The organism is Duganella sp. Dugasp56, assembly GCF_047304105.1.
GTDB classification, from domain to species: Bacteria; Pseudomonadota; Gammaproteobacteria; order Burkholderiales; family Burkholderiaceae_D; genus Rugamonas; species Rugamonas hordei.
In genome coordinates this window covers 46,813-69,069 of sequence record NZ_JBGLYQ010000031.1, presented here as the reverse complement: position 1 = coordinate 69,069, position 22,257 = coordinate 46,813, and the positions used below count along the sequence as shown (strand labels likewise).

The window sequence follows — 22,257 nt, the reverse complement described above, 5'->3', positions numbered from 1 at the left end:
TTTCTCCTGATTTTTATTTAAAGTCGCCGCACGCCAGCGCATCCTTGTCCCTGGCGGCGCCGCCAACGATCTGGATGTTGGCGAACGTCGCCGCGAACGGCGCATCGGCGGCCACGCTGAACGGCGTGCTCAAAGCCGCCGGCACCAGTCCCTTGGCGGTGAAGCACGACAGCGGAATCTTGACCGTCTGCTTGCCTTTGCCGGCCAAACGCTGGAACACGGCACCGGCATCCAACTCGGTGGTTTCGATACCGATATTGACCTTGCCCGCCGGCGCAGCCGACACGATAGCATCAAATTGCAGTGCACCGTCAGTACTTGCGAAGGCAGGCACCTTCAAGGCCTTGGAAGATTGTGCCTCCAGCTTCGCCGGACCGGTCCAGGTCAGGCGCTTGGCGTCCTGCTGGGTGTTGATCTGCGCGGTTTCGACTTTGACGGTCGGCAGGTTGAACACGGCGTTCAGGTCCGCGCCCAGCGGCACGCGCTTGTCGCCGCTGGTGACGTACAACGCGTAGGTCGAACGGTCCGTCGGGCTGTACACCGACATGGACGTGGTCTTGCCGCAGCCGCCTGCGGGGAAGCTCGCGTCCAGCACCGGCACGGTCGCTTTGCTGGCGTAGTTCAAGCCGTAGCCGAATTTGAACAGCGGATCATACGAAGCATCGCCGACATTGAGCGGCGACTGGCAGGCCGACTTCGGCCACGAGAACGACAGCTTGCCGCGGAAGTCCGCGTTGACCTTGCCGTCCGCCTTGCGGAACAGGACGTCGGACACGCCCTTGCCCTCGGTGCCGGGCAGCCAGGCCGCGACGAAGCTGTCCGACAGGTTCAGCAGGTCATTGGTGTACAGCGGGCGGCCGGACAGCAGCACCGTCACCACCGGCTTGCCCTTGCCCGACACGGCCTGCAGCACCGCCAGGTCTTCGGGATGGCGGCCGGACTCGCGCAGCGTGCCGGCCGGGCCGATGTCGCCGTCGCCTTCCGCGTACGGCGTCTCGCCAATGACCGCGATCACGGCGTCGAATTTGGAGACGTCCACGCCGGCGGCGTTTTCGCTGAAGGTGACGTTGTCCTTGCCGGCGGCGTCCCGGATGCCGGCCAGGATGGTGTCGCTGAACGGGTAGTCGCTGTTCTTGTTGTCGGTACCCTGCCACGTCAGCGACCAGCCACCGGACTGGTTGGCCATGTTGTCCGCGCTCTTGCCGACCACCAGTATCTTCCTGCCGCGCGCCAGCGGTAAAACGCCGCCGTTATTCTTCAGCAGTACCAGCGATTCGCGCACCGCCTGGCGCGCCAGGTCGCGCGCCTGCAGCGTTTCCTGCTTGCCGGCGTAGGCGTTCTGCGATGGCTTCTTGCCATCGAACAGGCCGGCGCGCAGCTTCACGCGCAGGATGCGGGTCACCGCGTCGTCGATGCGCGACATCGGGATCTCGCCCTTCTCCACTTGCGCAATCGTGTTGGCGATGAAGGTCTTCCACTTTTCCGGCACCATCACCAGGTCGACGCCGGCGTTGATCGAAGCGGCGCAGCTGTCTTCTCCGCAGCCGGGCACTTCGGCGATGGCGTTCCAGTCGCTGACGACCAGGCCATCGAAGCCCATCTTGGTTTTCAGCGCGTCGGTCAGCAGCTCTTTACTGCCATGCATCTTGCCGTGGTCGACGCCGCCCTTGACGTCGTTCCAGCTGTTGAAGGACGCCATCACCGTCTGCACGCCGGCCTGCAGCGCCGGGTAGTAGCCCTGCGCGTGGATGTTGATCATCTCCGACATCGTCGAGTGGTTCTCACCGCGGTCCTTGCCCTCGGCGGTGCCGCCGTCGCCGATGAAGTGCTTGGCGGTGGCGACCACGGTGCCGTCGCCCTTCAGGTCACCCTGCAGTCCCTTGACGTAGACGCCCGCATAGTCCTTGACGATGGCCGGATCTTCGGAGAAGCTTTCGTAGGTGCGCCCCCAGCGGTCGTCGCGCACCACGGCCAGCGTCGGCGCGAACACCCAGTCGATGCCGGTGGCGCGCACCGCCTTGGCGACCGACCTGGCCATCTCGCCGATCAGCTTCGCGTCGCGCGCGGCGCCGAGGCCGATGTTATGCGGGAACAGCGTGGCGCCGTACATATTGCTGTTGCCGTGCATGGCGTCGATGCCCCAGATGACGGGGATCTGCACTTTCATGTCGGTGCTCATCGAGGCGTCGTAGTAGGCGTCGGCCAGTTTGACCCAGTCCGCCGCGCTGGCGTGCTTGTTCCCGTCCGGCCAGCTGCCGCCGCCGTTCAGCACGGAGCCGATGTAGTACTTGCGGATATCTTCCGGCGTGCTGAATTTGATTTCCGGCTGCGTCATCTGGCCGATCTTCTGCGCCAGCGTCATGCCGGCGACGATCTCCTTGATGCGCGCCTCCATGGCCTTGTCCTGCTTGACGGCGCTGGTGATGTGCGGCCAGTCTTTCAACGGCGCCGACGGCGCGGCGGCGATGCTGGAGGCGCCCAGCGCCAGCGTGGCGGCCAATACGGCGCGGCGCAGGATGTGGTTTTGATTGTTCATTAGGTGCTTGTCTCCGTTATTTGAATTGTCAGCTCGTCGTTCCCGCGCAAGCGGGAACCCATGCTGAGTATGGTTTCCCGCTTGCGCGGGAATGACGGTTACTCGCCTTGCAGGAAGGCGCTGTACCACTGGCCGCTTTGCTTGAGAATGCGGCGTTGTGTCGGGTAGTCGATATAGGTCAGGCCGAAGCGGCGCAGGTAGCCCTCCGCCCATTCGAAGTTATCCAGCAGGCTCCAGGCGAAATATCCTTTGATCCTGCCGCCGGCGCCGATGGCGTCGCGCATCGCCGCCAGGTGGCGGATCAGGTAGTCGCGGCGCGCGGTGTCGTCGACGCTGCCGTCGGCCGACAGGTGATCGTCGTAGGACGAACCGTTCTCGGTCACGTACAGGTCTCCGGTCGGGTAGTCGCGCGCGATGCGTTCCAGCAGATCGACCAGCCCCTCAGGCGACACCTCCCAACCGAAGTCGGTACGCTGGCGGTCCTGCGGATACACGATGGAGGTGCGCAGCGGATACTGGTCCGGCGCGTCGGTCACCACTTCCGGGAAGTAGTAGTTCACGCCGAGGAAATCCATCTTGACGGCGATGGCGTCCATGTCGCCCGGCAGCACCTGCGGCGCGTCCTTGCCGACCAATTGCAACGCCTGTTCAGGATAGCCGCGACCGTACAACGAATCGAGGAACCAGCGGTTGCGCAGCGCATCGTGGCGCAGCACGGCTTCCTGGTCGGCTGCGCTGCTGGAGGCGGCCTTCACCGGATGCAGGCTCAGTGCGATGCCGACCTGCGCGCCCGGCACGTTGGCGCGGATCAGCGGCACGGCCAGGCCATGCGACACCAGCACGTTGTGGCACACCTGCAGCGCGATCGGCAAACTCTTCTTGCCTGGCGCATGCATGCCGTCCCAGTTGCCGTGCATGGCCGTGCACCATGGCTCGTTGTGCGTGATCCAATGCTTGATGCGACCGCCCAGGTGTCTGGTCATGACGTCGACATATTGCAGGTAGGCGTCGATGGTGGCGCGGTTTTCCCATCCGCCCTGGTCCTGCAGGTACTGCGGCAGGTCCCAGTGGTACAGCGTGCACCACGGCTGCAGGCCGCGCGCCAGCATGCCGTCCACCAGCTTCGAATAAAACTCCAGTCCCTTGGCGTTCGGTTCCGCGTCCACGCCGTTGAAGATACGCGTCCACGCGATCGAAAAACGGTAGGAGTTGCAGCCCATCGACTTTGCCAGGTCCAGGTCTTCTTCCCAGCGATGATAGTGATCGCAGGCGACCGCGCCGGTCGAGCCGTCGCGCACCTTGCCCGGGGTTTCGCTGAAGGTGTCCCAGATCGATGGCACGCGGCCGTCGGTGGCTGCCGCGCCTTCGATCTGGTAGGCCGATGTCGACACGCCCCACAGGAAGTCGCTGGCAAAATCGGAACGCTGGATCGCCGTAGGCAGGTCGGTAAGAATCATGGTCATAGTTGGTTATTATTGTGCGAAGGGGGTAGGCGGGACTTTGGCGTTCATCCACTTGATGGCGGTTTGCTGCGGCTCGTACGGCACGCTGCCGAACAGGCGGAACAGGTTTTCGATCTCGGCCAGCGAGGCCTTGTTGAAATCGAGCTTGGGAATCTTTGCGCCCGGCGCGTTGGTCACCAGGCCCCAGGTGCCCTTGCCCTGGCCGCCCTTGTTGGACACCAGCTTGTAGGCCCAGGCGGTCGACGCCCAGCCGTTGGCGACGTAGGTGTCGTAGGTGACGCGCGTGACCTGGCCGCCCAGTTCAGCGCCCATGAAGGCCCACGGCTGGAACTCGCCGATGAAGTAGGCGGTGTTCAGGCCTTCCTGCCTGGCCTTCCATTCGCAGACGCCGGTCTTCCCCGTCGGGCCGCACCGCAGCCAGTCGCGGTGCACGGCCACGCCGGGCTTGCCCCAGCCGAAATGGCCGGGATACGGATGCATCTCGAACGCCACGTTGACCTGGCCATGCTCGGACGGTTTGCCGTAGCCGTCTATGCCTTTGCTGTGGCCCGGCAGGATGATGACGTGGTTCCGGTCGACCTTGCGGATTTCCTGGTACAGCGTGCCCATGACGACGGCCAGGTTTTCCGGCGTGGTGCCCCATGGTTCGTTGAGGATGCTGTAGCCGGCGACGGCGCCGCGGTCCTTGTAGCGCGCGGCGATCTGCTGCCACAGCCAGATGGTGCGCTCTTGATACTCCGGCGTGTCCCAGTATTTGTTCTTGCCGGCGCAGCCGCTGTGGTGCTCCCAGCCCTGGCTGCCGACGGCGCCGTGCAGGTCGAGGATCACGTACACGCCGCGCTTCTCGGCTTCGTCGATGGCGTTGTCCAGATAGCGCCAGGCGTCTGCGCGCAGGTGGCGCGGGTTCTTTTCGTCTTCGATGACGCTGTAGATGAACGGCAGGCGCACCAGGTTCAGGTTCAGCTTGGGCAGCATGTCCCAGTCGCGCGTGGTGATCCAGTTGTCGCGATACAGCCGGTACAGGCGCTCGCGTTCCGCGTAGCCGAAGCGCTTGTCCAGCACCGCCTCCAGCTTGCACTGGTCGTCGACGCCGGCGCTGCCCTGCCCCATCATCCAGAACTCCTGGATCAGGTAATTGCCGAGATTGACGCCGCGCAGCGCCGGCTGGCTGCCGTCCGCCGCCAGCCACTTGCTGCCTTCGGTGTGCAGCATCGGCAGACTTGGCTGCGCCTGCGCAGGCGTCCCGCCCGTCTGGCCATGGGCGAGCGCCGCCAGCAGCGTCGTCGCCAGCCATGCGGACCTCAGCAATCTTGTTGTATGCATCCAGCGCCTCCGGTTGTGGAATCGTTTCCAATATACTGCAAAAAAAGAGCATGCGGCCAGCGCATACCCTGATTTTTACTCTTCTTTACCTGTGCCCGGCGCCCTTGCCAGCGAGGCCCGTTCCGTCACGTGCAAGCGGTAATCGCGCTCGACCGGACGGTCCATTTCGTAGCACTGGTTCAGTAGATAGTTCAAGCCGTTCAAGGTCATTTCACTCCACGGGATATGCACGCTGGTCAAGCCCGGCGCGGTGAATTCCGCGCTGTGCGTGTCGTCGTATCCCAGTACCGACACCTGCTCCGGCACCGCCACCCTGGCCCGGTGCAAGCAGGACAAGGCGCCGACCGCCATCTCGTCGTTGGCGCAAAACAGCGCCGTAAATTCGTAGCCCGATGCCAGCAGGTGCTCCGCGCACTCCCTGCCGCCCTCCGGCGAAAACTGGCCGTCCTCCATCCACACCCCGGCCGTATCGATGCCCGCCGCCGCCAGCTCCTCCATGAACGCGGCGATACGCGTCTGGTTGTCCGGCGCGGCCGCGCGGCCCGCGATCACGGCGATCTTCCGGTGGCCCAGCTCCAGCAAGGTGCGTGCCGCCAGCCGCCCGCCCGCGTCGTGATCGACCGTGAAGCACTGCTCCGGGATGCTGGCGAAATCGTGATTGATCACCACCACCTTGGACTGGTACGGTCCCAGCGCCACAAAATCCTCGTCCTCCAGCGAATTGCTCATCACGATCAAGCCGTCGCTGCCGCGCTCGATCAGGAAGTTCACGCCATCCACCGCCTGTTGCCGCGCGTTGCCGTCGCCGACGCCGAAGGCCACCACCATGTTCAGGCCGGCCTCGCGCAGCGCCGTGTAAATCGACTGCAGGATCGGCGTGTAAAACGTCCCGCTCAGATACGGGATGTACACCCCGATCATCTGCGAGCTGCCCGACAACAACGAGCGCGCCGCGTGCGACGGCCGGAAATCCAGCTCCTCGATCGCCTTGCGCACTTTTTCCAGCGTGTCCTGCGACACCGAGCCCTTGCCGCTGATGACGCGCGACGCGGTGCCGAGGCCTACTCCCGCCAGGCGGGCTACGTCTTTGATAGTTGCCACGTTTACCTTATCCGTTCAGTCTATGCGGCGGCAAGGATACCGCATCACGACCTGCCACGGCTAGTCCAGCAGCGCCGAGGCTATGCTTTTCTGCGCTTTCTCAACCGGCATGCGGGTATTCCAGAACGCCGTCAGCACGTCCTGCAGCGCGCCGTTCTGGTCCGGTGTCAGGAACACTTCGATCATGCCCACCTGGCGCGACTTGTCCTTCATGATGGCCATGCCGGCCTGCGCGCAGGCGTCCATCGACGACACGTCGATATCGCTGCGCACCGGCAGCGAGCCTTTGAGCTTGCTGAACTCCAGCTGCGCGGCCGGCGCCAGCATGGTCGTGGCCAGCAGCTTTTGCGCCTTGACCGCGTCGGCATTGGCGGTTTTCGGGAACACGAAGGCGTCGCCCTGGATCAGGTAGGGCACGGCCGGGCCGAGGCCGGCGATGCAGCCGTAGTCCTTGCCCGCGCTCTGTTTGGCGGCGGCGAATTCGCCCTTGGCCCAGTCGCCCATGATCTGCACGCCGGCCTTGCCGCTGATCAGCATGGCGGTGGCGTCATTCCAGTTGCGGTTGGGCGAGCCGGCGTCGACATAGGTTTGCAGGCGCTTGAAGGCCAGCAGCACCTTCTTGAACGCCTCGGAATTGAGCGCCTTCGGATCGCGGTCACGCAGGATCCGCAGGTACAGCTCCTTGCCGCCGACATTGGCCAGCATGGCCTGGAACAGGATGTTCTCCTGCCACGGCTGGCCGCCGTGCGCCAGGCCGACCACGCCGGCCGCCTTCAGCTTGTCCAGCGCGGCGAACAGCTCGTCCGGGGTGGCCGGCTCTGTGGCGATGCCGGCCTTCTTGAACGCGGCCTTCGAATACCAGATCCAGGTCGACATGTGGATGTCGACCGGCAGCGCGTAGTAATGGCCCTTGACGCGGATCACGTCCAGCATCGGCCCCGGCATCAGCTGGTCCCACTTGTCGCGCGCGGCGATATCGTCGACGTTGTTGAGCGAACCCTGGTCGATCAGGTCGCGGAATTGCTTGGTGGTGTTGAACTGCGCGGCCGTCGGCGGATTGCCGCCGACGATGCGGTTGATGGCCACGGCCTTGGCCTGGTCCGCGCCGGCCACGGCAGTGTCGACCCAGACGCCGCCCGCCGCGCGGTAGGCCTCGGCGAACTTGCGCACCGCGGCCGATTCGCTGCTGGACGTCCACCAATGCATCACCTCCGCCTTCGGCCCGGCCGCCGCGGCCTGGCTGGCGCCGGCCGCCGTCAGCAGCAGGGACAGCGACAGCGTCGTCAACAGGGAAGGGGCGGCGCGCGCGCCGGCCGTGCATTGCTTGGTCATCCAGTCTCCTTGGTCGCCGGTGTGTCCCGGCGCTTTTTATCTTGTGCTCGATCATACCGAAAAAAACCGGCGCCGCCCAAGGCGCCGGCAACTTCGCTGAACGAAGAGACAACGGTCGGCGACAGCCAAATTGGAAACGTTACCAATTCATGCAGGCGAATATATCACCCAATGATTTTGAGTGTCAACGAGAATTCGCAAGGCGTAAAAAAGGCGGCTCGCGGCCGCCTTTCACATTACTCCGGCACAAACACGCGCAGCCGGTGTCCGTCGCGGTCCAGCGCCACGAAGGTATAGCCGAAGTCCATCGCCACCGGGCGCTGGGCGATGGCCACGCCGCGCTCGGACCAGTCGGCGTGCATGTCGTTGACCACGCTGCGGTCGGCCACGGCGATGCCCAGCTCGGAGCCGCCGGCCGAGGCGATCACCTTCGGTTCGGCCGTGTGACGCGACCACAGGCCCAGCTTCAAGCCGGACTCGAGCACGAACATCGCGAACGTCGGCGATGCTTCCACCGGCTGCTGGCCCAGCAGGTCGGCGTAGAAGGCGGCGCTGGTGGCCGGATTGTCGACGTACAGCAAAACAAAGCTAGGGCTGATCATGGTGTTCTCCTCTTGGTTGGTAAGCATGGCCTTATGTTAATGGCAAGCTGTGACAGTTTCTGTCAGGAGCGTGCGCCGCCCTTCTTGTCCCCGATCAAATTCAAATGTTTCCGCCTGGATAAACTCAACGATATTGTTTTCCGGAGGGCAGCATGGGGTACAAGGGCCGCTTGTTACGGCGCCAGCGCGGCGCCTTCGCGCTGATGTTCGGACTGGCGCTGATCGGCCTGCTGGGCATGATCGGCTTCGCGCTCGACCTGGCCCAGCTCTACAACCGCAAGGCCGAGCTGCAGTCGCTGGCGGACGCCACCGCGCTGGCCGCCGCGCGCCAGCTGACCGGCACGCCGGCCGGGGTGAGCAATGCGCTGGCCAGGGCCGCCGACGCGGCCGCCGACTTCAACTACCAGTACAACAAGCTGCGGGTCAGCTGGTCCGACGCGGCGCTCAGCTTCAGCGCCGCGCCGGACGGGCCGTCGGCCGTCTGGGTGGACGCCGCCACCGCCCTGGCCGCGCCCGCCGGCCTGCTGTACGCCCGCGTCGACACGGCCAGGCTGGGCTCGGCCTACAGCCAGCTGGACACCATCTTCATGCGCGTGCTGTCGAGCGAGCTGGCCACCGTCAGCGCCGCCGCGCGCGCCACGGCCGGCCGCCTGACCATCGCCGCCACGCCGCTGGCGATCTGCGCGATGTCGACCACCCACGCCGGCGAGCGCATCAACCCTGGCGCGCCGGGCAACGAACTGGTGGAGTACGGCTTCCGGCGCGGTGTCGGCTACGACCTGATGCAACTCAATCCGAACGGGCTGACGCCGGAGAATTTCGTCATCGATCCGCTGTCGCCGCCCGGCACGGCGGGCTCGGCGGCCAACACCGCCGACGCCATCGTCGGCCCGTTCGTGTGCGCTGGCAACCTGCAGATGCCGCGCCTGCAGGGCGGCGCCATCACGGTGCGGCGCGGCTTTCCGCTCGCCACGCTGTTCAACCAGCTGAACTCGCGCTTCGACCAGTATGGCGGCGGTGTCTGCAGCCCCAACGGCGCGCCGCCCGACGCCAACGTCAAGTCCTACGACTACAACGGCACGATACCGTGGATGAACAACGCGCGTAACTTCCAGACCGCCAAGCAGCGCACCACCGAGGGCACCAAACTGTGGACCGCCGCCGACCCGCTGAACGGCGCCACCAGCTACGCCGCCGGCGACTACGGCCTGCTGTGGTCGTACGCCAGGTCGGTCAAGTTCACCGCCTACACGCCGGGCGTGCCCGAACCGGCGGCCGGCTACGCCACCTTCGCGCCGGCCAACTGGGCCACGCTGTACGCGCCGGGCGTGCCGACCGCGCTCTCCTATCCGGCGACGACGCCTTACCAGCCACTGTCCGGCGTCAATTTCCAGGCGCCGTCCAGCGCCAACATGCCCGGCCTGGCCAGGCGCCGCGTGCTGAACGTGGCCCTGCTGTCCTGCCCTGTTCCCGCGGGCGGCACCGTCAGCGCCTCCGTGCTGGCGATCGGCAGGTTCTTCATGACGGTGAAAGCCACCGGCACCGCCCTCAGCGCCGAGTTTGCCGGCGCCGTCGACGACCAGGAACTGGGCGGCACGGTGGAGCTGCTGCCATGACGCGCGGCCATCGGAGCCGCCGCCAGCGCGGCATCGCTGCCGTCGAGCTGGCGCTGGTGCTGCCGGCATTTGTGCTGCTGCTGGCGGCGACCGTGTTTCTCGGCCGCACCTTGTACCACTACCAGGTGATGCAAAAGGCGACGCACGACGCGACGCGCTACCTGGCATCGGCGCCGGCGCTCGAGGTCAGCTCCTCCGCGCGCATGGCCGGCACGGTGGCCATCGCCAAGGCCATCGCCGATGCCGAGATCGCCGACCTGCACACCGGCGGCGCCCCGCCGGTCGTCAGCGTCATGTGCAACAGCGGCGGAGCCTGTGCCGGCTTCAGCATCCCGGTCAACGTGGGGGTGCGCATCGAGAGCCTGCTGGGCGACGACCTGGTGCCGGTCAACCCCTACGGCTTGAACGGCGTCGACCTGACCGCGAAGGCCACCATGCGCTACGTGGGGAACTGAGATGCGGACCAAGACCAACCGTCAGCGCGGGGTCGTGACAGCCGAGTTCGCACTGGTCTCGCTGATCTTTTTCACCTTCATGTTTGCCGTGATGGAAATGGCGCGCGCGATCTACCTGCTCAACACCCTGCAGGAAGTCAGCCGCCGCGCGGCCATGATGGCCGCCGTCAGCGACTTCAGCGATCCCGCGGCGATGGCCGCGGTGCGGCAGCAGGCGGTGTTTCGCGACTCGCCCGGCACCTTGCTGCTGGGCGACCCGATCACCGACGCCTACGTCCACATCGATTACCTGTCGCTGGCGTACAACGGCGGCGGCATCCTGACGCTGACGCCGATTCCCACAGCCAGCCTGCCGGCCTGCGTGGCCCGCCAGCGCCTCAACTGCGTCGCCGATCCCAACGGCGCCAGCTGCATCCGCTTCGTGCGGGTACGCCTGTGCGCCCCCGGTTCCGCCGACGGCGCCTGCGACCCGGTCCAGTACCAGACTCTGATGCCGCTGATCAGCTTTCCCGCTACGCTGCCGACCTCGACCACCATCGTGCGGGCGGAATCGCTGGGCATGCAGCCCGGCAGCCCGATGTGCCCGTAAATTATGGTGCAGTCCGCTTATTTAAATGCTATCCTAAAAAAATTATTAAATGGCATCAGATATTTCATCAGGGGAAACATATGAACGGCTCGACTTTCATCAAATCGCTGCTGCTCGCGGCCATGGTATGCGCCGGCGCGGTTCAGGCGACCCCGGTGACTTGGACGCTGCAAGGGGTCACGTTCAGCGATGGCGCAACCGCCAGCGGCTGGTTCACCTATGATGCCGACACGCACGTTTCCACCACCTTCAACCTGAGCACGTCGAACGGTCCCGACCTCGGCGCCTACACCTACGACACCGCCACCAGCCACTTCTTCGACAATCCCTTCCTGCCGTCAAGCGTGTCGTGGTTCAGCAATACCGGCACGCCCTACCTGTCGCTGCTGGCGGTGGCGCCGCTCACCAACGCCGGCGGCACGCTGGCCTTGTCGGGCAACAGCTACGAATGCGACAACTGCATGAACTTCCGCACGGTCAGCAGCGGCGTGATCAGCAGCGTGCCAGAGCCTACAAGCTACAGCCTGCTGCTGGCCGGCGCGGGCCTGATGGGCCTACTCGCGCGCCGCCGCCGCGCCTGATTTCAACGGCGCGCCGACCATATCCCAAGGCGCATACCATGGGTTCCTTATCAGGAGGAATCAATGTCTGTACGCCCTGCAGCAACCTACATTCCGCTCGCAACTGAGCGAACCAAAAACGTTATCAAGCATATCCAGCATGGTGCCTCTCAGAAGATCGACGCCATCAGCATCGGCGGCAAGTCGGAGCGCATCGAAACCGATATCTGGGTGGTCGAGCACCATGACGGCATCCACACCTACTACCAGGATGGACCGGCCGGCGGCGCAGTGGATCTGGGATTTATCGACCAGGTTCGCATAGCAATTGAAGAGGCCGCGACTGAAGAGTAAGCCGGTAGGCTTGCGGTTCGTCTACGCGGTCCGGCTGACGGTTCTGCGGCAGTAGCTCCCAACCTAGTTGCCTGCGCACTTCGGCCGGCGCCGGTGGAGGCTCCGTGGAGCGCGTGCGCGAGTCGAGATAGTCGCGCACCAGTTGCTTACTCGGATGCGTGGTATCGGTCATGGTGCGCCGCCGGAGTTTGGTCCGGCGCCTTCTGGAAAGTCACGTAGCCGTTTATGCTCGAATGAGCGCGGCGGGTTTCGTCATCCTTGCGCCCAAAGAAAAAGGCCAACCCGAAGGTTGGCCTAAGTCTTTGATTCTATTGGTCGGGGCGAGAAGATTCGAACTTCCGACCCCTTGCACCCCATGTAATTCACCATTCATCCACTACCATCCACACCAATCAAAAGTTCCTGTAGAATCAATTAGTTGGGTATTGCATTTGTCCAAAGTAGTCCAGATGAAAATACCTGAATCCAACTTTTTCTAGTGTACAGCTAGTGTACAGGAGCCAGATGACAGACCTCACAGTACAAGCAATCGTCAAGCTGCAACCGGCAGCGAAGTACCAGCGCCACAAGGTCAGTACCGGCCTCTGGATCGGCGTAGGGACGGATGGCGAAAAGGTGTTCTTCGTCCGATACTCGGTCAGCGGCAAGCAGATCGAATACCGCATCCCCAAGCGCTTCGGCCTCAAGACCGACGCAGCCCACATATCCCTGATGGATGCACGGGCCAAGACCGCAGAACTCCGGGCGCTGGGCAAGCAGGGCATCAACTACGAACAGCAGCTTGAAACGGAAGCCAAGGCCACTGAAGCCCAGACCGCCCAGCAGGAGGCCCAGAACGCCACCGTGCAAGACCTGTATGACGCATGGTTCCCGACCACCCGCCGCAAGGACGGAGGCGCAGAACTGAAACGCTCCTTCGGTCGTGACGTGCTGCCAGCCATCGGCACCAAGCCACTGCGCGAACTGGAAGAAGGCCACATCAAGGCGCTGATACAGCCCGTCTCCCACGCCGGCACCAACCGCAAGGCCGTAGTCATCCTGAACAACCTGAAACAGATGTTCAAGTGGGCCAATGGCCGTCGCCCGTGGAAGCTGCTGGTGGACGATCCTACGTTGAACTTAAAACCCGAAGACATCACCCAACCCGAATACAAGGAAGAAGAACGCGACCGCGTGCTATCGCAGGATGAAATCAAGACACTCGTAGCCAAGCTGCCTGCGGCCCGACTGGTCAAGACCACAGAGCTTGTAATCTGGCTCACCCTATCCTGCTGCACCCGGATAGGGGAAACGGTCAAGGCAGAGTGGCAGCATGTCGACCTAAACAAGGGCGAATGGTTCATCCCGGAATCGAACACCAAGGGCAAGGCTCCTGAACACACCATCTACCTGTCCGACTTCTCCAAGCGCCAGTTCCTGGCTCTCAAAGACATTACTGGCGGTAGCAAGTGGTGCTTCCCGAACGAGGACGGCACTGACCACCTGAACACGAAAGCACCAACGAAGCAGATTGGCGATCGTCAGGCATCACTCAGGGACGCCAAACCGCTCAAGAACCGCAGCAAGGCTGGTGATTCGTTAGTCCTGTCCCGGGAGAAGTGGACGCCGCACGATCTACGCCGCACGGGGGCAACCCTCATGCAAAGTCTCGGGGTGAAGCAGCACATCATCGAACGCATTACTAATCATGCAGAACAAAACCGAATGCAGCGGATCTACCAGCGCTTTGGCTACGCAACGGAGCAGCAAGACGCGTGGGCTAAGCTCGGCACCCTACTCGACCAACTTACCTCTGCCGAAAATGGACAAGCCCCCCGAGAATCAGTCGACGCAACTATCAAATAAGCGCAACGTGCATGTTTCGAATCTATATGAATGCCTTGTAGATGAACGAAAAGGCACCTTCAAGCGATTTATCCGCCGGAGGAGCCACTACCCCACATGCAGGGCCCGCTTATGCGCCAATGGACATTTTTAATGACTGGTATTTTTGGTTGTCATAATACAATTACCCATTACGACCCGCGCCCTCCTCCAGGTGTGAGCATCGGAGGTAGCTAGGGCAGCAAGTTCCACCGCAAATAGCCTTTAAATGCGCCCAAGAATTGAAACATTGACACGCAATGAAAAAATCTGTATGATTTATCCCCTGCCTCAAAACAAGTGACTTAGAAACACTGCACTTGTAACTAGTACCTCCCCCTTCAATACCGCATGAATGCTAGGAAATCCATCCTAGTGCTCGGCGTCATTTTGCCTAACTTCCCCGGTTATTTCATAGGGGTTTCATTTTGTTATATGTAGTAGATGCTAGAGAACTAGTAATTACACCCATCCACCCAAGGAGCAAAACGCACCAAGCACCAAAGAAAGGGGCAACCCAAATGCAATACAACACAGTAGTAACCGACGCCAATGGAGGCAATCACGCACCTCATCAAACAAAAATGACATGGGATTGGATAGATAACTGTGCAGAAACCTATCACAGCCCACGTCTCTACCATATTGTTTTAAATAATCTACCCGATCTAGTGGGGTGGGCAAGCTATTCGATGCAAAAAGCAGTTCTCAAAGATTTAATGCAACATCTCCGTCGAAAAAAATTAAAAGCAAGCTTCCGCTCGGGGAGAGAGATAGACGATTCCCCTAAGGGCAAAGGTGAGCATCTTCATATTTTCATCTGCATTGAAAGCCATTTGTTTAATCCAGATCACATTCTTAACATGAAGAAAGATGGATGGTTAGTAAAATACGCCGCACAAAGAGGTATTCATGTTTATGTTAACCCTCCAAAAAACGAAATCCATTCTGGGAGAAATTACATGAGCCTTCCGCTGTCGAAGCCTTATAAAATAGATGACGCCAAACAATGGGCTTCATATTTACACAAAATACGTACCAAACCTACTGGAGGCGAGGTGTATTCATGTTCAAGAAGCAATAGGACTTATCATTAATTCCGCATTTAAGTACGTGCATTGAATTGTGGCGAATGCATAAGAATAGGTGGCTTGCGGCGCTCCGTAAGAACGGGTGACCCGAACAAATTTTCGTGGTCAACGCTATGACGTGAGCCAGGGTAGTACCAACACTAAGTTGGCTAATACCGATTTGTTCAAGGAGAGAAATGTTGGGAAAGTGCCAATGTCTTGCCGGACAGCTTTCATTTTCATCGGCGCGACAGCAAGTGGTCGATGGTCAAACAGGCTCAACAATTTCCGGCATCGCTTCGGGTGGATCAATGCCATACGCTTTGTTCACTGCGGCCCATGCCCGCCTCTCCATGTCTTTGAGCTGCTCTATAAACTCTTCGTCGTCCCGAGGCAAGTTCAATTCTTCACGTAGAGCACTTACCGACTTGGCCAATACACGCTGGACAGAACGAAGCCTCCCAAATGTCGCTTTAAAAGCTTCCATGCGCATCGGGGCAATAATGCTCATAGCCTGCTGCTGGGCAAGTTCAAGCGCTTTCACGTATTCATAGGCATCCGCCGCCAAAGCGCTCAATTTTTCCTGTTCTTCCGGACTCGCATTCCTTGCCTTGGCATCCGTGAGTTGAGAAACAAGGCGTCTAGCTTCACCTTCTGCGAATGCAATCTCTTTCGTCCGACGATGTACGGGCTCCATAGCTACTCGGATCGAATAAGTTATAGCCCTCGCATGTAGAAAGAGCTCGGCAAAATCGCTTGCAAGATCGCGGGAAAGATGAGCCGCTTCCGCATCAGCAACTAGCCAGACTTTTGCATTTGCTCTCAGAAATAACTGCAAACCATCCGCATCATTACCCGCGTTTAATGGCCGCTCTGATAGGCCACCGATGTACCCTAGTAGAGCATGGCTTTCTTCCACGGCCTTTAAATAAACCTCTCTCCTAATGAGCCCTTTTCGATCCTCGTCCTTTTGCTTCGCATCGTGCTGGCGCTGTCTGTCTGCTTCTGCGTCATCGCGGGCGTGTTGTTTCGCTAGTAGCCGCAGACTGTTCTTACTAGACGCACGTACTGTAAAAGCTGCAACACCGGACGCCACGAATGCACTAATTAGCCCTGACCAAATAACCCAAGGAGCACCCAGCCACCCCTCCGCAGAGCCCTGAGCCGCTTGAATAACCTGCACAGCTGTTGCCATAATTTCCCCCCATCCTTGAAGTGTTCGCGCCAGATAGCGTGACATCCACTGAACTGATTCGGTGAACGTCTTCCTGAGCCGCCCCTTAGCTTCCACATATTGCGTAAGAAAGGTTTAACGAATCCGCCTACGATGCGGATGAACGATACCTCACTTTTGTGCCGACTGAAACGACAAGGAAGAAGTTGCACTCTTCTATGATGGTTTATTTTGGGCATGCCCTAACCGGACCGCTTGGGGCTTCTCTGCTGTCAGGCAAAAAAAATAAAAAGAACCACTTATAATAGACCAATAAAAATGAACTATGTATACTAGACCGCACTAAAGCAGCTGCCACCAGAACGTAAGGAAGAACATGTTTGTACGAGCCTACCTAAGAGCGTCAACAAAATCCCAAGATGCGACCCGTGCTAAGGGACAATTAGAAGCTTTCGCTGCGGAGCGCAATATAACTATCGCCGCCTTCTACACAGAGAACGAAAGCGGGGCATCGCTGCAACGCCCGGCCCTCTTTGAGCTAATCGCAGATGCGACTGTAGGTGACATTCTCCTCATTGAGCAGGTCGACCGCCTGTCGCGCCTGAATGAAGCGGATTGGTCCAAGCTCAAGCGGGCGTTGAACGAGAAGCATATTAAGGTTGTCGCGCTAGACCTGCCTACTTCTTGGATGATGACCACCACGGACGAAACCACCGCGCGCATGTTCGATGCCATAAACAGCATGATGCTCGACATGTTGGCAGCAATCGCTCGGAAGGACTACACCACCCGACGCGAACGCGCAGCACAAGGAGTACAAAAGGCCAAAGCAGCAGGTAAGTATCAAGGCAGGGTTGAGGACACGGAGCGCAACGCTCTGATTCAGAGGCACTTGAAGGCCGGCCAGTCGAGCTGGAACGAAATCCTGAAATTAGTTGGATGCAGTCGCGGCACTGTGGCAAAACAGGCCGCGCTTCTCAAGGCAACAGCCTGACACGGTGATGTAGTAGTTTAGATGACCTCACCCATCACGTCAGGTGTACCCCACATCGCCGCCGGATGTCGGCGGACGTCCACGCACAATGACGGACGCTCCTCATAGTAAAAAACCCGCTCGGAGGCGGTTTTTTTGTACTACTGAGGCTGCTTGAAACAAATAGGTGGTGGGACGGCGGGAATCGAACCCACGGAAAATGAGGATGCCTGCGGGTTGGCGCGACTCGGTTGGCATTAAGTTGCCATTCCTCGTCATAACGCTGATACCGCCTTTCATTTTGCGAAATTAAACAATTCCAGGGAAGTTATTTCGTTGCAAATATGAGACAAAAACTGTCTAAAAAAACAGTGCCCTCGCAATTTTTATATGTTGCCAGAAAGAACAAAAACAGCGCGCAACGCACCGTATGCATATGGCAAATTTAGTTACCCACAAACTTATCCACAGAAAGATTTACTATATTTAGTTACAAATCAAAGCCAAAACACCGAATGTAGTACTTTCTATTCACAGATTATTCTCGTGGCAAAAATATTTACATTTGCAAATATTTTTATTATATTTTCATATGTCAAGAAAAATCTGCTGTTTTTTTTGCGATGGGACGCTCGCCAAATTTGGTAGGCCCGGCATCCGAGTGGGCTAAAATAGGTTTGCAGTATCGCAAAAACAAAGCCACCAACTCCTGGCAGGGAGTGGTGGCTTCCGATCAAACCCACCGCGCGGCGCGGTTGCATACCCAGCAATGCTTAGCTGGTAAGGAGGGCTCAGATATGGCTAGCATCCATATGATCTTATTAGGACCTTAGTTGCGAACCACGTCCTGAACCTTGACGAATCAAGATTCAGGACTCCATTCTATGTCAATTAAGTGAAAAATCCCACACTTCAGGGAAATTCCACAACATTTTTGGAGTCTTCAATGACAACTTACTCTATCCGCGTCGAATTGCATGACGCAACGTGGGAACATTACTACGCTCTCCACGAAAAGCTCAACAAAATTGGCGTAGTAACGCACATTACCGCAGACGATGGGAAGAACTACAAGCTCCCTCCAGCGGAGTACGCTGCTGACACAAATGCCGACGCACAGACGGTATTGAATGCCGTCTACGGAGTTGCTGAGGGGGTTCGCAAGAACCCAGCGGTGTTTGTAACAAAGTCGGCCGGACGTATGTGGCAGGGCCTTCAACAACTTTAAGCTGATGTGGCCTCCTTACGGGAGGCCACATTTGGCAATGATGATGCATTGGCGTATTCCTCCCATGTTGGGACAGGGGCCATTCCCAGAGTTACGCTAAAAGCCACGCCGCTGGCGCAGCTCGGCCGACTCGCTACCGCAACATACGGTACTCCGCCTTCGTCAGTTGCCGCTCCATGACGTCGAACTCGCACAGCCAGCCACCGCGCTCCAAAAGCTGCGGCCGATCCTGATGGGCCTCACGGATGACCAGGCCGCCCAAGCCGAAGCTGCTGTCAGAAATGAAATCCAGATGGCAGTCGATCAGACGCTTTGCCGGAAATGTCGCGATCTGGTGGTGATGCAACTCCGCACAGCTCGTCTGGCGCTGGAGTGCATTCGAGTGATCGCCGGCCACGACAATCCTGCCTCGGGAACTGCTTGCCTGATGCAGAGCGCCGCGCGGAACGCGCACGCCGCAAATATAGGTATCCTTCACGCAAAAGCCTACGGCGTTCTCAGGCAGCCTCAACTCGCAAAGCCATGTCTGTGCGACTCCCCTAACGCGGCCGGTCTCGTTCCGTACTTCCTCGATGCCGCTCAGCACCATCTTCCAACCCTTCAGTTGCACCAGCATAGGCAGCTTCAACTGCGCCAGGATCCGAGGCTCACCGAGCGGCTGCAATCTCGCCACCTTGATCGGGCGGCGATTCCCCTCCTCCGTAATTTCAACAACTAGGAGCTCCAACAGCGAGGCGCCCTCCACCACCGGTGCCGGTGCCACCATCGCCGCCCCAGCATCCCGCCGCCGAACTACCCATGCCTTCATCTCATTTCCCGAATTAAATACTGTATGTTTGTACAGTATAATAGACGAATCAGAAAAGCGCTATCATTGGCGATCCATACAAGACAGGCTGACATCATGTGCGTCAACTTCCGCCCGCCCGATCCCGCAATGCTTGAATCCGTCATGGGCGTCATCATCGACCTGCACGATACTGGCTTCTGGAAGACCGAGACCTGGAAGGATTACGGCGCGCCGATCGTTCGCCACGGCGCCGGCGGGCGCGAAGGCGTGCTGGCAAGCTACGGGATGTACCCCATGAAGTTTCAACGCCAAGCTCATGAAGCGCGGATCGCAAAGCTACCGCTGGACGCGCCTGCGGAAAAGAAGAAATTCAAGGCCTATGACACGATGAATGCGCGCAGCGAGACGGTGGGCCAGCTGCCCACCTACTCCAGTGCCTGGAAGCGGACGCAGCTGTGCCTGGTGCCGATGACGGCGTTTTACGAACCGTGCTACGAAAGCGGCAAGCCGGTGCGCTGGGGAATCGGGATGGCGGACCAGTCGATGTTCGCTGTCGCCGGCCTGTGGCGGGAATGGGAAAGCGAGGCAGGAAAGGAGGCGTCATTCACGCAGCTGACCATGAACGCCGACGACCACCCGCTGATGCGGCGCTTCCACAAGCCTGGCGACGAGAAGCGGGCGCTGGTTATTGTGCCGCAGGAGGAATGGGACGACTGGTTGGAATGCAAGGATCCGGAGCGGGCGCGCAGTTTCCTGCGCCCCTACCCGGCCGAGCTAATGACGTCGTGGGAATATCCGGTACCACCGCGCGCTAAGAAGGCGCAAGAGCCGGCGCCGGCCGAGACACTGGATTTAGGATTTTGATGGAGATGATGATGGAAGCGAAACCACCGACGGATGGCGATATCGTTCAGCAGCGCGGCAACCCGAATGGGCCGGCAATGCGAGTCGACGGCGCGGCGCTGGGAGAGCAACATGTATGGGAGGGCGTACGCAACGGCGTCTACTGCACCTGGATGGAAGATGGCGAAGATAGGTTCGAGGTCTTCAACGCGAAGGACCTGGTGGTAGTCGGGCATCAGCAGCGCCCAACGTGACGATGGCATTGAATGCCGGCGGAGATGGAGCAGAAATGGCCGGAACGATTCTGCCGGAATAGACTGACTGCAGCAGTGCATACGTCTGCACTGCTGCAGTACTTAGAACAGCCCTGCTGGCTCTGCGGCTTTGTCCCAGCTGTAGATAATCAGCTCGTTACGCTCCACCCCTTTGCCACCGCCACCAACGATGTAATTGATGCCCGTCGTGTCCATCTGGAAGCGCGCGAAAACGCGACGGATGTCTGGATGATCATTGAGACTAAGAATCGCCTTCCCCTGCAGCCGCGCCATCAAGTCCGCCATTTTTTGGTACTCCTCAAACTTGAACTCGACGCCGTAACCCGCCGTCTGCCAATATGGGGGATCCAGATAAAACAGCATGTGAGGCCGGTCATAGCGCTCCATGAGCGCATACCAGTCCAGGTTCTCTATGTAGGCCGAGGCGAGCCGAAAATGTGCCGCAGATAGGTTCTCCTCGATGCGCAAGAGATTGACTGGTGGCGCCGTCGTCGCAGTGCCCCATGTCTGCCCTTCCACCTTGCCTCCGAAAGCCTGCTGCTGCAGGTAGAAAAACCGCGCGGCCTTCTGAATGTCGGTCAACGTATGCGGTGGTGTCTAGGTGCAGCGCAGGACAACGCTTGAGGGTGGCGACCATAAACTGCGCGACGCGACGTCGTAGCGTCTCGTCGGCCTGCTGTTGGGTCCAAACCATCCCCTCTTTCACGCCGAGGGTTTCACCGTACGCCAACAAAGTCATCCTTTTTTCTTGCTCGCCGCGATTGCTGGTCGCTGAGACAGCGCTTCCAGATTCCGAATCCACCACATCTGAACCACCTGCTGCAGCTTGCCGGCCCATAGATCACGCTCCGGCGCCTGGTATCCGGTGCCTAGTCATCCGCACATGTCTCTCATTGAAAGCCAGCTTGATCAAACACAAACCCCCTCCACTTTAGCAGGCGCATAGTAATCATCCGAGGCCGAACCGCCTTGGTTCCAGTAGTTTCCAGGAACGACAACACCACCATAACCAAAACCAAAACTAATCGGGAGATGTATGAGCACACAGCCGCAGCACACGCCAGCGCAAGACCTTCTCCAATGCAGCCTGAAACCCTGTCCCGCACGGGCGTTCGACCCGAACGTTTCGCTCGACCGCGCCGAGACCATCATCATTACCAGCAAATACTGGGCGAATGGCACTCTGTTGAAATATTACTTTTTTACCGACGACGGCCGAGCATCCGGTAAGGCCGAGACCGACCTGGTACGCGATGCCTTCCAGACATGGAAAAATCTCGGCATAGGCATCAGTTTCGAGGAAACGACGGAGATCGATACGGCCCAGATCCGCATCGCATTCATGCGCGGTGATGGCGCTTGGTCGTACATCGGCCGCGACTGTCTCTCGATTCCTATTGGCCAGCCTACAATGAATTTTGGATGGGACCTACTGCAGGATCCCCGCACAGTCGGAGTGGCCATCCATGAGATTGGCCATGCTATCGGCCTGCCTCACGAACACCAGAACCCCAATGCCGGAATAGTATGGAATGTGGCGGCCGTGATGACGGCGTTTTCCGAGCCACCGAACTCCTGGGACGAACAGACGATCCGCAACAACATCCTAAACAAGTTGGAGAAAAGTGAAATCAAGGGTTCCAAGTGGGATCCAGCCTCCATCATGGAATATTCATTTGCGCCGGAGATGATCAGTGCACCGAGTCCTTTCAATGAGACGGGCATCAACCCGTCAGGAGACAAGTTGTCGGACTTGGACATGGCGTGGACACGCCGGTTTTACCCACCAATCGGGGAAGTGGACCTGCATACGCTAAAGATCGGTCAATCAGAAGCGATTCAGCTGCAGCACGGAGAACAGATCACCTTCAAATTCACGCCCGAAATGTCTCGCCAGTACGAGGTGCGCACGTTCGGTAATTGTGACGCCGTACTCGTCGTCTTTGAGCACGACAACGACGGGTGCGAATACCTGTTGGGCAAGGATGACAGCGGTAAAGACGAGAATGCGTACATCAAGCTGCGCCTGCAAAAAGACAGGACGTACCACATCAACATACGCATGTTATATCGGAATCCAGACAGCATCTCGTCCGTGATGCTGTGGTAA

The 22,257-nt window shown here is 59.7% G+C and carries 20 protein-coding genes and 1 pseudogene; 12 read left to right on the top strand and 9 right to left on the bottom strand.

Going from position 1 to position 22,257, the window contains the following annotated elements:
* Positions 1 to 13: 13 nt before the first annotated feature.
* From ACCD07_RS21395 to ACCD07_RS21370, 6 genes are all read right to left on the bottom strand, one after another.
* Positions 14 to 2,536, bottom strand: a complete 2,523-nt coding sequence (locus ACCD07_RS21395) for a glycoside hydrolase family 3 N-terminal domain-containing protein (RefSeq protein ID WP_176652008.1) — start codon at positions 2,534 to 2,536, stop codon at positions 14 to 16.
* Positions 2,537 to 2,634: 98 nt separating this feature from the next.
* Positions 2,635 to 3,999 (bottom strand): GH1 family beta-glucosidase, encoded by a 1,365-nt coding sequence (locus tag ACCD07_RS21390; RefSeq protein WP_413448498.1) that lies wholly within the window; start codon positions 3,997 to 3,999, stop codon positions 2,635 to 2,637.
* A 9-nt stretch (positions 4,000 to 4,008) separates the two neighbouring features.
* Positions 4,009 to 5,322 (bottom strand): glycoside hydrolase family 5 protein, encoded by a 1,314-nt coding sequence (locus ACCD07_RS21385; RefSeq protein WP_413448497.1) that lies wholly within the window; start codon positions 5,320 to 5,322, stop codon positions 4,009 to 4,011.
* Between the two features lie 75 nt (positions 5,323 to 5,397).
* Positions 5,398 to 6,423, bottom strand: coding sequence for a LacI family DNA-binding transcriptional regulator (locus ACCD07_RS21380; RefSeq protein ID WP_176652011.1), 1,026 nt, complete (start codon positions 6,421 to 6,423; stop codon positions 5,398 to 5,400).
* A gap of 60 nt (positions 6,424 to 6,483) precedes the next feature.
* A complete protein-coding gene (locus tag ACCD07_RS21375; RefSeq protein WP_413448496.1) occupies positions 6,484 to 7,755 on the bottom strand; it encodes an ABC transporter substrate-binding protein in 1,272 nt (423 codons plus the stop codon).
* Positions 7,756 to 7,991: 236 nt separating this feature from the next.
* Positions 7,992 to 8,357 (bottom strand): VOC family protein, encoded by a 366-nt coding sequence (locus ACCD07_RS21370; protein WP_176652013.1) that lies wholly within the window; start codon positions 8,355 to 8,357, stop codon positions 7,992 to 7,994.
* A 152-nt stretch (positions 8,358 to 8,509) separates the two neighbouring features.
* Here ACCD07_RS21370 and ACCD07_RS21365 point away from each other — a divergent pair, with 152 nt between their 5' ends.
* The 7 genes from ACCD07_RS21365 to ACCD07_RS21335 all read left to right on the top strand — a co-directional run bounded on the left by ACCD07_RS21365 (position 8,510) and on the right by ACCD07_RS21335 (position 14,891).
* Positions 8,510 to 9,973 carry a pilus assembly protein TadG-related protein gene (locus ACCD07_RS21365; protein WP_176652014.1) on the top strand — a complete coding sequence of 488 codons (1,464 nt, stop codon included), beginning with the start codon at positions 8,510 to 8,512 and terminating at the stop codon, positions 9,971 to 9,973.
* Complete coding sequence (locus ACCD07_RS21360) at positions 9,970 to 10,428, top strand: TadE family protein (protein ID WP_176652015.1); 459 nt, start codon at positions 9,970 to 9,972, stop codon at positions 10,426 to 10,428. The genes ACCD07_RS21365 and ACCD07_RS21360 overlap by 4 nt, the downstream gene beginning before the upstream one ends.
* Before the next feature lies 1 nt (position 10,429).
* The gene (locus ACCD07_RS21355; RefSeq protein ID WP_176652016.1) at positions 10,430 to 11,017 is read left to right on the top strand and encodes a TadE family protein; all 588 of its coding nucleotides are present in this window, start codon (positions 10,430 to 10,432) and stop codon (positions 11,015 to 11,017) included.
* A gap of 80 nt (positions 11,018 to 11,097) precedes the next feature.
* Positions 11,098 to 11,598, top strand: coding sequence for a PEP-CTERM sorting domain-containing protein (locus ACCD07_RS21350; protein WP_176652017.1), 501 nt, complete (start codon positions 11,098 to 11,100; stop codon positions 11,596 to 11,598).
* Positions 11,599 to 11,661: 63 nt separating this feature from the next.
* Entirely contained in the window at positions 11,662 to 11,931 is a 270-nt protein-coding gene (locus ACCD07_RS21345) for a hypothetical protein (protein WP_176652018.1), read from the top strand.
* Positions 11,932 to 12,435: 504 nt separating this feature from the next.
* On the top strand, positions 12,436 to 13,776 hold the full coding sequence (locus tag ACCD07_RS21340; protein ID WP_413448495.1) for a tyrosine-type recombinase/integrase: 1,341 nt from the start codon (positions 12,436 to 12,438) through the stop codon (positions 13,774 to 13,776).
* Between the two features lie 539 nt (positions 13,777 to 14,315).
* On the top strand, positions 14,316 to 14,891 hold the full coding sequence (locus ACCD07_RS21335; protein ID WP_413448494.1) for a hypothetical protein: 576 nt from the start codon (positions 14,316 to 14,318) through the stop codon (positions 14,889 to 14,891).
* 241 nt (positions 14,892 to 15,132) lie between these two features.
* On the opposite strand, the gene ACCD07_RS21330 is transcribed toward ACCD07_RS21335, so the two are convergent.
* Entirely contained in the window at positions 15,133 to 16,104 is a 972-nt protein-coding gene (locus ACCD07_RS21330) for a hypothetical protein (protein WP_413448493.1), read from the bottom strand.
* Between the two features lie 310 nt (positions 16,105 to 16,414).
* On the opposite strand from ACCD07_RS21330, the gene ACCD07_RS21325 reads away from it, so the two are divergent.
* Together ACCD07_RS21325 and ACCD07_RS21320 are read left to right on the top strand one after the other, a co-directional pair.
* Positions 16,415 to 17,032, top strand: a complete 618-nt coding sequence (locus ACCD07_RS21325; protein WP_413448492.1) for a recombinase family protein — start codon at positions 16,415 to 16,417, stop codon at positions 17,030 to 17,032.
* A 925-nt stretch (positions 17,033 to 17,957) separates the two neighbouring features.
* Entirely contained in the window at positions 17,958 to 18,239 is a 282-nt protein-coding gene (locus tag ACCD07_RS21320) for a hypothetical protein (protein ID WP_413448491.1), read from the top strand.
* A gap of 133 nt (positions 18,240 to 18,372) precedes the next feature.
* Here the strand turns inward: ACCD07_RS21320 and ACCD07_RS21315 are convergent, their stop codons facing one another.
* Complete coding sequence (locus ACCD07_RS21315; RefSeq protein ID WP_413448490.1) at positions 18,373 to 19,047, bottom strand: hypothetical protein; 675 nt, start codon at positions 19,045 to 19,047, stop codon at positions 18,373 to 18,375.
* A 96-nt stretch (positions 19,048 to 19,143) separates the two neighbouring features.
* On the opposite strand from ACCD07_RS21315, the gene ACCD07_RS21310 reads away from it, so the two are divergent.
* Together ACCD07_RS21310 and ACCD07_RS21305 are read left to right on the top strand one after the other, a co-directional pair.
* A complete protein-coding gene (locus ACCD07_RS21310; protein ID WP_413448489.1) occupies positions 19,144 to 19,893 on the top strand; it encodes an SOS response-associated peptidase in 750 nt (249 codons plus the stop codon).
* Positions 19,893 to 20,126, top strand: a complete 234-nt coding sequence (locus ACCD07_RS21305) for a hypothetical protein (protein ID WP_413448488.1) — start codon at positions 19,893 to 19,895, stop codon at positions 20,124 to 20,126. Before ACCD07_RS21310 ends, ACCD07_RS21305 begins: the two co-directional genes overlap by 1 nt.
* A 102-nt stretch (positions 20,127 to 20,228) precedes the next feature.
* Here the strand turns inward: ACCD07_RS21305 and ACCD07_RS21300 are convergent.
* Positions 20,229 to 20,744: pseudogene (locus tag ACCD07_RS21300) on the bottom strand (DNA adenine methylase); the annotation flags it as partial.
* 439 nt (positions 20,745 to 21,183) lie between these two features.
* Here ACCD07_RS21300 and ACCD07_RS21295 point away from each other — a divergent pair.
* The gene (locus tag ACCD07_RS21295) at positions 21,184 to 22,257 is read left to right on the top strand and encodes a M12 family metallopeptidase (protein WP_413448487.1); all 1,074 of its coding nucleotides are present in this window, start codon (positions 21,184 to 21,186) and stop codon (positions 22,255 to 22,257) included.